The 12,494-nt window shown below is 54.1% G+C and carries 10 protein-coding genes; 4 read left to right on the top strand and 6 right to left on the bottom strand.

Annotation, left to right across the window (positions count from 1 at the left end):
* Both KOO63_12955 and KOO63_12950 read left to right on the top strand, forming a co-directional pair.
* On the top strand, positions 1-227 hold a 227-nt coding region (locus KOO63_12955), incomplete at its 5' end, for a hypothetical protein (protein MBU8922720.1).
* Between the two features lie 19 nt (positions 228-246).
* Positions 247-1,662, top strand: a complete 1,416-nt coding sequence (locus tag KOO63_12950) for an HNH endonuclease (protein MBU8922719.1) — start codon at positions 247-249, stop codon at positions 1,660-1,662.
* 11 nt (positions 1,663-1,673) lie between these two features.
* On the opposite strand, the gene KOO63_12945 is transcribed toward KOO63_12950, so the two are convergent.
* Together KOO63_12945 and KOO63_12940 are read right to left on the bottom strand one after the other, a co-directional pair.
* The gene (locus tag KOO63_12945; protein MBU8922718.1) at positions 1,674-4,559 is read right to left on the bottom strand and encodes a tail fiber domain-containing protein; all 2,886 of its coding nucleotides are present in this window, start codon (positions 4,557-4,559) and stop codon (positions 1,674-1,676) included.
* Between the two features lie 28 nt (positions 4,560-4,587).
* Positions 4,588-5,112: a T9SS type A sorting domain-containing protein gene (locus KOO63_12940; GenBank protein MBU8922717.1), complete on the bottom strand. Its 525-nt coding sequence runs from the start codon at positions 5,110-5,112 to the stop codon at positions 4,588-4,590.
* A 456-nt stretch (positions 5,113-5,568) separates the two neighbouring features.
* Between KOO63_12940 and KOO63_12935 the strand changes: the two genes are divergently transcribed.
* Positions 5,569-7,008: a flippase gene (locus KOO63_12935; GenBank protein ID MBU8922716.1), complete on the top strand. Its 1,440-nt coding sequence runs from the start codon at positions 5,569-5,571 to the stop codon at positions 7,006-7,008.
* Positions 7,005-8,618, top strand: coding sequence for a hypothetical protein (locus KOO63_12930; GenBank protein MBU8922715.1), 1,614 nt, complete (start codon positions 7,005-7,007; stop codon positions 8,616-8,618). Before KOO63_12935 ends, KOO63_12930 begins: the two co-directional genes overlap by 4 nt.
* 55 nt (positions 8,619-8,673) lie before the next feature.
* Here KOO63_12930 and KOO63_12925 read toward each other — a convergent pair whose 3' ends face one another.
* From KOO63_12925 to KOO63_12910, 4 genes are all read right to left on the bottom strand, one after another.
* Positions 8,674-9,828 (bottom strand): 4Fe-4S dicluster domain-containing protein, encoded by a 1,155-nt coding sequence (locus tag KOO63_12925; protein ID MBU8922714.1) that lies wholly within the window; start codon positions 9,826-9,828, stop codon positions 8,674-8,676.
* Positions 9,829-9,832: 4 nt separating this feature from the next.
* Positions 9,833-10,111, bottom strand: a complete 279-nt coding sequence (locus KOO63_12920) for a transcriptional regulator (protein MBU8922713.1) — start codon at positions 10,109-10,111, stop codon at positions 9,833-9,835.
* A 17-nt stretch (positions 10,112-10,128) separates the two neighbouring features.
* Positions 10,129-12,123, bottom strand: a complete 1,995-nt coding sequence (locus KOO63_12915) for a CoB--CoM heterodisulfide reductase iron-sulfur subunit A family protein (GenBank protein ID MBU8922712.1) — start codon at positions 12,121-12,123, stop codon at positions 10,129-10,131.
* The coding region (locus KOO63_12910; GenBank protein ID MBU8922711.1) for a hypothetical protein at positions 12,120-12,494 on the bottom strand (375 nt) is incomplete at its 5' end. The genes KOO63_12910 and KOO63_12915, both read right to left, overlap by 4 nt.

The following is a 12,494-nucleotide window of genomic DNA, read 5'->3' as shown; positions in this document are numbered from 1 at the left end:
GGCCGCTGGCCGACGTCTGTATGGCTCCAAAAACTCCATGGTATAATGCAGTCACAGGAAGTCTCAGGGGCTTCATTTTGAGATTCATATTTTTCAGAGAGCCTGAGGACTTCGCTGAGGGATTCATGAAAACTTCAAATTCGCAGGGAGGAACAGATCATGGGGATAACAGCAACTTTCACCTATCCATCAATTCAGCAGAAAAGTTTCTTTTTGAGAGAATCTAGCATCTCGAACAGACCTGATTTGCAGACGAAAACGAAACGAGCCAGTCTTGCCGTGCAGAAAAAACGCACGGCTCAGTCATCGCGACACATGCTATCCGAGCTCATCTGCCATTCTGAACACTCCAAACTATCTGGAGTTTCGACTCTGAGCGATGTTGAACTTCTCAAAACTGTCAGCCAGTTGCGTGGCACAGAGAAGAAGATCGAGATCTCGATGCTTCTCTATCTTATCGAGGTCGAGAGGCGAGGCCTCGATCTCTCAAGTGGGTACAACTCTCTCTTTGCCTTTTGCACAAAGCATCTGAAGTACTCTGACTCGGTGGCGGGTAGAAGGATACGGGCAGCAAGATGCATGAGAGACTTTCCCGCTGTATACGAATACCTCTCAGCTGGCAAAGTGAACGTCTGCAATATCTCTCTGATAGCAGGGATTATGACAGAGAAGAATCATCAGGCCCTCCTGGATCAAATATCAGGAAGATCGATGCGGTATGTCATCGCTCTTGTCTCAAGGTATAAGCCTGCGACTGTAATCAGGGACCGTGTGACCGCGGTGAAGGTATTTGAGAAAGAGTCCGTGAAGGCCGACGAAAATGAATCCGGGATAGATTCCTTGGGTGGTCAGAAATTTATCACCAGCGCTGGCGATAAAAAATCTTGCACTTTGTTCGGGTTAAGTACCGAGGGAGGGAGCTTAGGCGCATGTGGAGAAGCGGACGATCCTGCTCCCGGCAGCGATCCCGGTCCCAGCGCTGTGCATGGCGAGTCAGGGAGGCCACCCATAATCGGGCGGGGCCCACTTGAGGGAAGTATACGAGTAAAGACCGTGCAGAAATTCAAGCTTCAGTTTGCTGTCTCGCCGGAATTCATGGCGAAGTATGAGAAAATCAAGATGCTCATGTCGACGAAGCATCCAGGGGGGATGGACTTTGAACCAGCCTTTGAGGCGCTCATGGATGAATACATAGAAAAGCACTCTCCGGAGGCGCGCGCGAAGAGACGAGAAGAGCGGGAAACCCGACGGGAAGCGAGAGCTGCGAAGGTGAAGAAAGTGAAATCGACACCGACAGATGACCGAACTGCCAAGGCCGGGGAGAATACAATATCTGGTTCTCCAGCCCATGCGAAAGGCCCTGCGACTCCGGCTGAAGGTCCTGGTGAGCTCTGTGAAAGCCCCGAGCAATCCCGCTTTATTCCCCAAGCCATCAAAGATCAAGTTTTCAAACGCGATGGAGGCAGATGCACATATCGAAGCCCTGACGGAAGAAGATGCGACTCCTCATGGAATCTTCAGTTCGATCATATCGTCCCATTCGCCCTTGGAGGCAACAACTCGCCCGAGAATCTTCAGCTTCTCTGCCGGCGGCACAATCAGCACAAAGCCCTGAAGGACTTTGGGAAAAAGAAAGTGCGTAGCCATTCCAAGAGGGGATAGCCGAACTTAAATCAGTCTTCCTCTCTCAGCACCTTCTCGACAAGATCCTTGAGATGTTCGATCTGTGCCTTCAGATCATCGATCTCCGTTTCCTGGGCGACAGCTTTTCTGTAGAGTTCCTGGATAGCTGCCAGAGAGATCCCCGCCTCATCAAGGGTAGAGATCGCCCTCTCGTCATTACCGAGTCCGAATATCCTCGAGAAATCCTGCGAAACAGGCCCGATGTGTTCTACTCCGGCGCCATCGACCTTGTAGTTCCATCTTGTGATAGGAAGGCTGGAGACCTTCTCCAGGATCTCATTACCGTCGATCTCTGTGAAGTTTTCCTTCATCTCACGATCGGACAGATCCATCCAGTTCCCGCTTGTGCTGAGATATCCTCCAGTCGAAGTATTGATAAAGCGGCCCGGCACGGTCTGGGCCTGCTCGCTGATATTCGTCAGGTATATCCCGTTGTCCGCTCTGATTACCAGCTGCTCATCCTGATCGGTCCAGACTGAATCGTCTGATGAGAAGGCATCGCTGGCGCATATCACTATCGACCCGTCATGGGTTGCTTTGGCAAGTACTCCCATAGCGATCGAATTGTTCCCAACAGCCGTGTTCTCTCTTCCGCCGGGGATCGCAGAGTGATCACCCAAAGCCAGATTCTGACTTCCACCTGCTACAGTTCCCCCATGCTCGGTGCGGTTGTTGTCCCCTCCACCGATCGTGCTGGATGTTCTCGCGTCATTATTCATTCCTCCACCGACAACGCTGAAATTCTCCGCATTGTTGTCACGTCCACCACTGATGGTCGAATAATCCTGCTCCGTGGTGTTGTTTTCTCCCCCACCTATAGTACTGAAAATGCCATCCGTTCTGTTCCCCTTTCCTCCACCGATCACGGCACCTTCATGATCGCCTGACGGGTCTGAATCCCTCCCAGCACGGTTATTTCGGCCTCCACCTATTGAGGAGTAATCACCGTAGGCTTTGTTTTCGTCTCCCGGAGTCTCGCTTCCGCCTCCACAGACAACAGAGTATTCTCCGGAGGATATGTTATATCGTCCTCCGCCTATAAAGCCGCCTTCATTTTCGACAGTATTCTGGTATCCTCCGCCAATCACAGAATAGTCTCCGTTGGCCCCGTTCTGGCTGCCACCTCCGACCGTCGAATAGTTCCCGTTTGCTGTGTTATAAGCTCCCGCTGTGAAAGCATAGAGCCCTATCATCCCCCCGGGACCGAATTTGGCCGACCCCTCACCGATGACATTTCCCACGACATGGAGCCTGGCCATTGGAGTTGTCGTGCCAATACCTACCGAATCTGTCGCCATTTCGAGTCTTACTGTTATCCCGTCATCGACCCAGCCTCCGCCACCACCACCCCCGCTGTCTAAATCCTCTCCCGCTATCCAGGAGATTCCGTTAAACTTCATGATCTGACCTGATGATGCGCCATTATCGGCGATATCGTCGAACAGAATAGTGCCATCCTGGATCTTGCCCGTCGTAACGGCGTCCGAGCCTAGTTTCGCACCGGTCACAGCCCCATCACCAAGCTTCGATGTCGTCACGCTGTTATCGGCGATAGACAGATAGACGTCTCCCGAAGCGCCGCCGCCTTCCAGGCCACTGATACCATAAACCCCCGTAATCGTCCCGCCGCCGTCGTAATCTTCCGCCGCGGCCCACGCACTTCCACTCCATTTCATCACCTGTCCGATTGAAGCGCCGTTCTGGCCGATATCACCGAAGGCCACCGTACCGTCGAGGATCTTTGCGCTGGTCACAGCGCCATCACTCAGCTTCGTGGTTGTAACCGCATCATCCCCCAGCTTCGCGGTCGTCACACTGTCATCGGCGATCTCCAGAAACACCGTTCCCGATGAACCTCCACCCTCCAGGCCATCCCTTCCATACACCCCCGCGATCGTTCCGCTTCCCTGAATGTCATCGGCGGCAACCCAGGCACTCCCGTTCCATTTCATGACCTGCCCGATGATCGCGCTGTTCTGCCCTATATCGCCGAAAGCCACTGTACCATCAAGGATCTTGGCGCTGGTCACGGCGTCGCCCTCGATCTTTATCGAACTGACCGACAGGTCACCGAGTTTTGACGTCGTGACCGCGCTGTTTAAAATGTTTGAGCTCAGGACCGCGTCGGAGGCAAGTTTGCCACTGGTGATAGAGCTGGACTGAATATTGGCGCTGCCAACAGCATCCGCGGCGATCTTGGCCGAGGTAACGGAACCAGAACCGAGCTTGTCGTTCGTCACAGCATTGTTCATCAGGTTCGCGCTCGCTACGGCATCGCTCGAGAGCTTTTCATTGGTCACAGCCTCCGCGGCCAGTTTGTCCGTCGTGACCCCTCCGGGCTCCAGGGAAATCCCGTCGACCGGGTCGGCAAGGATCCCCGATCCAGGCAATGCGACAATAAACAATGTCACATCACCCGAGGTCCCGCCTCCTCCGAGTCCGATCCCGGCATTTACCGATGTGATATCGCCTGGTCCCGAACCCATCCCGACGACTGAATCCGCGACCGCGGCTCTCAGCGCGTAGGGGGATGAGGTCAGAAGCATGCGCGGGGTCATCTCCCCTTCGGTCCCTATCTCGACGCCGAGCCAGTACTGCACGTCAAAATCGAGGGCGAGTCCTGTCTGCGATCCCAGGATAGCATTGAGTATCCCACCGTCGATCGCGATGGTCTGCGCCTCTGTCCAGAGCGCCGTCCCCCCTGAGACCACATTATATATCCTGAACGTAATATCGTAATCATCGTCAGGGACGACGACTCCGCCGCTGTCTCTGACTACTCCCTGGTAGCTGATCAGCCTGGGAACACTGCTGGAAGCATCAGCCATCGATGAAGCCATCATCAGGATCATTACCACCATTACCAGACGTTTCATTGTGCCGCTCCTTTTCATCTACAAATAGTTACCTCAACAAAATCATTTTTTTTGTGTCCGAGAAACCTGCCGCTTTCAGCCTGTAGAAATAGACTCCACTCGCCAGATTCCGGGAATCGATCGGAAATTCATGCAACCCCGCATCCATCTCTTTATTGATTAGTGTCCTCACGACCCTGCCCGCCACATCATAGATCTTCAACTCCACAAGGGAAGGCCCGGTCAACGCGAACCGGATCGTCGTGACAGGATTGAATGGATTGGGATAATTCTGATACAGGCGGCAGGCGACCGGGATAGTATTGATATCCTCGTCTCCCGTGACCAGGTACCATGGAACGTACCAGAATCCGACCTGATGGACGCTGCCCGCGTCGACCAATTTGCCGATGACAGGTTGCCCGATCGTATGATCGACCTGGTATGTCGAATTCTGCGTATCTCCTCCGCCGTTACCGATCACAGCCCGCGTGATCGTCGTCTGAGACGAGGCCGGCGGTGGCAGCAACAACAATAGTGTGACCATCACCATCCCGCAGATGATTATCCTCATATTCACTCTCTTTCGTAATAAATCTGCCGTAATTTTGAAGGTTGGCGGAACCTCAGAGTCTTCCCCACGCTACTAAACAGGAATTTAGTCTCTAAATCTTAAGTGGGTGCATTATATACGATAATAGGCAAAATGTATAGGAAATTCCAGCCCGGGCTTGCCTTCGCCAGACCAGGCCCTCGCCGACTCCGTCCATTTGCAATCCGATATCGTCGATTCCGTATATTTGTGACAATTTTGTGAGAAAGATTCCCGGCCACAGGGAAACTTCTTCCGGCTTTTCCATGCCCGGCTTTCCGGACAGCGGAGCCCGCCAGGGTACTCGCACATATTGCGTTGTAATATAACAGGTTAGGTCGGCAGATAATCCGCCGGGGCAGAGGCCTTACAGGCGCCCTTCTTGCGTATCTTTCATATCGATCAAGCTTGATTTAACGATGATCACAGGAGATCTCTGTGCCTGATACGATTTCAGACGGAATGCCCCGACGCATCCTGCGGAACACCCTCTCGCTCACCGGCGCCAACTTCGGATGCGCGGCTCTTTCCTTCGTCGCCACCGCCTGGATGGCCCGCGTCCTGACGGCAGAGGGCTTCGGGATCATCGGCTTCGCCCAGGCCATTCTCACATACTTCATGCTTCTTACAAATCTGGGCTTCGCCCACTACGGCGTACGTGAAGTCGCCAGGGCCCCGGAGAAGACAGAACTCTTCGTAAATAATATCATAACGATGAGAGTCGTGGCGGCAGCCCTCGGTTACGCGGGCCTCGCCGTCGTCGCCGCATTCATTCCCAAACCACTGCCTGTGAAGATCGCCATCCTGATCCTCGGGATGAGGCTCTTTAACCTCACATTTCATCTTCGCTGGGTATTCCAGAGCAAAGAAAAGGTAGGATGGATCTCTCTCAGCAGGCTCCTGCCCCAGATACTCTACGCGGTATCGGTACTGACCCTCATAACAAACAGGGAGAGGCTGCTGGCAGTTCCCGCTCTCCAGGTCCTGACAGGCGCCTGCGGCGTCATTATCCTCTTCGTACTCTACATCCGAAGCGGCCACAGGTTCAGATTCACCATCGACCTGCCCTTCTGGAAAAACGCCGCAAGGCAGAGTCTGCCCATGGCGGCAAGCTTCATGCTCAGCCAGATCTATGTGAACTTCGACATGATCCTTCTGGGATTCACACATGGCGAGACGACGGTCGGACACTATTCCGCCGCCTACAAGGCTATTCTGGCTATCAATCTTCTGGCGACATATTATTTCTTCAACCTTTTCCCGAACATGTCGAGGCTGTTTGTCGAATCGCGCGAACGTCTCGAGAACCTGATCGCCACCAGCCTGAAGTACGCGTCGATCGGCCTGATGCCGGTCGCGGTCGGAGGAATGGTCCTCGCCGGCCCGCTGATGATGACCGCTTTCGGCGAAGGCTACACGGCCAGCGTAATCCCTTTCAGTATCATCGTGTGGAATATCGCCATCATCAACATACGCCAGCATTTCAACAACGCCCTTATCGCCTGCGACCTTCAGAAGAGATACCTGGTGGCCGCCGGTACGGGGGCGGTCATAAATATCGCACTCAACTTCATCTTTATCCCGAGATACGGGATGCCGGCCGCCGCCGCTACCACGATATTCACAGAGATCGTAGTTCTCTGCATGATGTACCGTGACACCCGGCGGGTAATAAAGCCCGGCCTCATCAAACATCTCGCGAGGCCTCTCCCCGCGTCACTGGGCATGGGCGCTGTACTGTTTATACTTCCCGAATTCAATGTCTTTCTGAAAATACTTACCGGCATCGGCACATACATGGTGCTGGCGCTGGTCACGAGAACGATCCGCGGAGATGACATCGCGAGGCTCAAAGAACTGGTGAAAGGCAGCCGATGATTCAGACTGATTTCGACAGCAAAACGAAACAAAAGATCCTGCGCAAGAATGATTCGGGTCCGTACGAGCATCCGTCCACGGCTCACCACCTCTGCCAGCCGACCCTTTACAACACCGGAGGCGGGCGGTGGAACGACACCTGGCTCGGCGCCATGAGAAATGCTGACAGGGTGCTGGAATGGGATCCGGCGGCGATACTCTCCATCCTCTCATTTCACTACGCTGTCGGCGATATGACACCCATCAGATCGATCAGCCGTAATCCCTGGATGTCCATGGCGAATGACGACGGTACGGCCACACTTTCACCGATCCCGGAACATGGATTCTCTGCCGCGGACCAAAGGGAGACCGCAGCCACCCTTTACAATCTACTCCGCGACGAGGCTGCCACCGTGTGCGAGGGCAGAAGCGAGATATACATCCTGCTCTCCGGTGGCCTGGACAGCAGGATAGTCGCCGGTATCCTGGCACATCTGAAAAAAGAGGGAAGGCTGCCCTGCGATCCCGTATGCGTCACTTGGGGCCTCGAAAATTCACGCGATGTCGAATATGCCAGGGCAGTGGCGAAAGCGCTGGATTTCGAATGGGTACACGCAGGCATCGGCCCGGAAACGATCATTGAAAACATCCGCATCTCGGCCGGCACAGGCAATCTATTTCCACCCTCGGACCTGCACTGCCTCTCCTGGTTCAGGAACGTCTCACCCGACGCTCTCGTTCTGGCCGGAAGCTATGGAGATTCCATAGGACGCGCCGAATTCAGTGGCCGGCACCTTCTCGAACTGACTCCTCACAGTCCCGCTAATCTTTTCGGACTTGTCCGCCCCGACGTCTACGAGGCCGCGACAACCGGTATCATGAAAGAGCTGGATGTTCTGAAAGGCAGGGCGGGCGACGTCCTCCCCCACGTCTTCCACGAATACGAGCAGCAATGCCATTACATGCGCGGAATGATTCAGCAGGCGATGAACCTGGTGAACAACCGATGCACACTCTACCAGCTCTTCACCGACCCGTCCGTCTACTCGTACATGTGGTCGATCCATCCGTCGTTCAGGACGAACGGCACTTACGAAATATTGATCGAGCTGCTCGGCTGCGGCCTTGCCCGTATCCCGTGGGCCCGGACGAACAGGGCACTCAGGGGAGCTACGCACGGAGCACGAAGCGACCTTGAAAAAGAATTTCACCTGTATGGAGAGTGGATCAGCGGCCCGCTCTACGAACGTGTCGAAACGATTGTCGATCCAGGGTGGTTCGCGGAAACAGGCATATTCTGTGGTGAACGGATCAGGGAACTGGCCGACTCTCTCCGGCCTGGCGCACGTAACCATTACGGCAGAAGTTTCAAACCGTACAGCGTCTGGCTCTGGCTGGCCGGGCTGAAAACAATGGCACACCTGTGCGAAGAGATGGGGAAAGAAATCCAGCCGGTCAACAGCAGCGACCGGCCATGCCCTCCCGCATCAGAGATCGACCCCAATCTGAGAAGAGGCAGTCTGAGGAAAATGGTGTCCGGCATTCCGGGCGCGCCCGAAATGAAAAAAAGGTTGAACCGATGGCTGCTGCGCAGGAAGGCCCTCAAAAAATATCCGCCCGTCAGTTGATCACGGCAAGATCGTCACCTCGGGGATAAGACTCCGCGACTTCAATTTTCAGATATTAACTCTTCGATTCAGAAGCCTTGTTCACAAGATTCGTAAAATAGATGGCAAGGGGCCTGTAAGCGAGGTGTGACCATTTCGAGAAAGGGACCTCGACCACAAGCATCGGCACCAGGATCGCCAGGTGAATCACGTAGGTGTAGTATGTTGAATGGACCATGCCCGTTATCCTGAAGATATGCAGCAGGATGCCGGTCAGGGTCGTCAGGAAAAGCATGATCAGAAAGACCCAGTCGGTCTTGTGGGAATACTTGTGTATCTCCCCGCTCTTGCGCAACCTGTTCACCGACCAGACGATGATGGCAAGCAGGATCCCGAAGGTCGCGTAATATCCGATGAACCGCTGCGGATGGTAGATGGGATGAATCTTCTCCGTCTGGAACCATGGCAGGAAAACGACTATCACCGTAAACATGAGCGTATACCCCGACATCAGCAGCCAGTGGAGGAGCCAGTATGATTTGCCCTCGCATTTCGAGAACCTGTTCTGCGTACCGAAATGATAGAACAGGTTCCAGGCTTCCTTCACATAGAGGCTGAAGGGAACCTTGACCTTCTTCCTGTTTCTTATCACGATCTTCAGGTACATGTTGAAGATATTCGATACAAGAAAAAAAGTGATTATTCCAGCCATCACCAGGTCGCCGGTCTCGATCATTCTGACAAAGGTCTCGCCATCCATTCCTTTGACGAAATGGTTGATCCTCACTCCGCCATCTTCGTTTATCAGTCCGGCCGGGTCGGCTGTGAAGGGGAGGAAGAAGGCGAAAAGCAGAATCACGATCACTCCGATCAATACGAGCGAACCGATCCCCCATTTTTTCGAGGTGTAAAACTTCCTCGACAGGCCTGTCCAGTCATAGCTGGCAGTCAGGTATCTTCTCAGCGCCATCATGATCTCGCCCGGATTCGCCTGACGCGGACAGGTAGTGCTGCAATCGCCGCAATAGTAGCAGAGCCACGGATCGGTCGAGCTCTGAATATCCTCTTCCATCCCGAGGACAGTGTATCTGAGCAGACGCCTTGGGAAGGTGTTGTCGTTTACCGACAGCGGACACACAGCGGTGCAGTTCCCGCAATTGTAGCAGGCGTTGAAATCAACACCGCCAAATTTCTTTATCTCATCCGAGAATTCCGGTCTGATCTTGACCATCCCGTTATCCCTCTGCCTTCCTGTATGAATAATATTCGTCCATATCGTCAAGGCTGTCGACCTCGACCTCCTTGAACTTGATCATCGTCATCAGATGATATGTCACTACTTCCTGATCGAGCCCCGTTTCGGCCGATATCTCGGGAATCGACTTCGGATCCGCCTCGAGAGCCTTCAGGATCGTCTTTTTGATCCTGCCATACTCCTTCAACCGGACCTTCACCTCGTCGGGCACCTGCCTCAACTTTTTGATCTCGTTTATCGTAGCTTTTTTATCGTTCATAAGTTCTGATCCTCTGGTCACTCGGCCAACGCGTCTATCATCGAAATGATCTCACTGTCGCTGAACCCCGTCAGCTGGATCGCGTTTGTCGGGCAGACCGGCAGACACATACCGCAACCCTTGCACGTCGATGTGTTTACAACAGCTATTGTCTTGCCCTCATATGTATCCTTGTCTATCGCATTGAACGGACAGGCTTCGAGACACTTGCCACACCATTCGCAGAGTTTTCTGTCTATCTTCGCCATCGTCGGTTCCAGCTCTATCTCTCCGCCACTTATCAGGGCGTGCGTCTTGATGGCGGCCGAGTGGGCCATGTTCAGGGTCTCCGTGATATTCTTGGGCCCCTGCGCTGTGCCGGCCAGGAATATCCCGTCCATCACGGTCTCCACAGGCTTGAGTTTCGGATGTACTTCGTTGAAGAACTTGTCCAGTCCGGCCGGGATCTTCATTATATCGCCAATAGTATTGTCCAAACGGGGGACCATCCCGGTGACCAGGACGACGAGGTCGGCGTCGACCTCCATCTCCCTGTCCGATGTCAGAATATCATCGACCTTCACACTTGTGATCCCGTTCTCATGCCTGACGACAGGTGCCGTATCGTCGTACGACTGCAGATAGATGTCGCCGGCGGCTGATGATTCCTCGTAGATCGTCTCGAGTTTGCCGTATGTCCTCACGCCCCTAGTGAAATGGATATTTTTGATCCCGTCGAATCTCCCCCGGGCAAGGACTGCGGCATGTATCCCCGAGGCACAGCAATACCTCGAGCAATACTTGTTATCCCCTTTCAGCACTCCAGTCTGACGGCTGCCTACGCAGTAGATCCAGGCTATGGTCCTGATTTCCCTGCCCTTGTACTTCAGGATCCCGCCAGAAGCCCCGATTGTGTGAGAGCTGCTCCCGTTGCCTTCGAGTTCGATTAATCGTCTGAACTGTTGAAGGGTGATCACGTTCTCTATTTCACCGTACCCGAACTCGCCCTTCGACGGCTCGTACGGGTCGAACCCGGTGGCGACTATCACCGAACCGGTCTTTATCTCTTCATAAGTCTCGTCGGCCTGAACATCTATCTCGGGACAGATCTTCACGCATTCGCCGCATTTCGTACAGTTCTCCCGGTCGACGACTGGTAGTGCCGGCATACGGCCGCCACTCCTGTACAGGGCCTTCCTGCTGGTCAGCCCAAAATCAAAATCGTCGGCGACAGAGACAGGGCAAACGGCTATGGCTTTCTCCAGCCTCTCCTCGAAATCTGACGCGGCGACTTTGCCGTCTGCATCCGTCTTTATCCCACGGGAATCGATCTTCAGCTTTATATCGAAATTGCCCACGCTCCCGGCCTTGGAAACTACCTCGCATCCGGTGCGCAGCATGATATTCTCGTTTAAAATAATATCCTCGTAGAGTCCCGTTATCACTTCCCGGCCCGATTCGCCTGTCGGGAAGATCTCCCCCCACTGGGCGGTCCTGCCACCGACAAAGTGATCGTTGTCCACCAGATAGACCTTCGTGCCGGTGTTCGCCATGTCGAGAGCCGATCTCATACCAGCTATCCCCGCTCCGACTACCAGCGCCACATTTTCCGCTGAGATCACAGGTGAAGTAAGCGACTCTGCCAGCCTTGCCTTCGCGATCGCGGCCTTTACGCTTCGAATCGCTTTTGCGGTAGCCTCGGCAGGCTTGTCTGAATGTGCCCAGGAACCCTGTTCCCTGATATTGGACTGCACATAGTTGTACTTGTTCATGCCGCCTCTCTCGGCAACATTCCTGAATGTGAAGAGGTGCAGCTTGGGAGAACAGGAGGCGACGACCATTCCATCGAGGTTTTCCTCCTCGATATCGCGGATCATCTCCTGCTGGGTCGAGTCGGCGCAGGCGAACATGGTTATCTTCGCCAGAGCAACGCCATCCTCATCCTTTACCGCGTCGCGTACTTTTTCCACATCGACGTAGTCGGAAATGTTGGATCCGCATTCGCAGATATATACGCCTATCCTCTTCTTCATGACTTCCTCTTGAGATAACTGAGCGCCTCGGTGGCAGCCCCACCCGATGACGCGATCGAATCGGGGATATCCATCGGCCCCGACGCTGTACCGGCGACGAAGACTCCCTCTATACTGGTGCTGGCCGGATTCTTCAGCATGTCTACCTGTTTCACGAACCCGAACTCGTCGATCTCCAGAGTATTATTCATGAAAAGGTCGCCTGCCTCGGGGTTCGCGAGCATACCGACAGAAAGCACGACAAGATCGTGTGTCGCTTCCTTTATGGTCCCTTCACGGATATCCTCGTACTTGAGGACCAGGTCACCATTCTCCTTCTCATTGATCGTCGCGATTTTGCCCTTCACGAACTCGACATCCATCGACCTGCT

Source organism: Candidatus Latescibacterota bacterium, from assembly GCA_019038625.1.
In the GTDB taxonomy this organism is placed as follows: Bacteria; Krumholzibacteriota; Krumholzibacteriia; order Krumholzibacteriales; family Krumholzibacteriaceae; genus JAGLYV01.
This window is presented reverse-complemented; position numbering and strand designations above follow the sequence as displayed.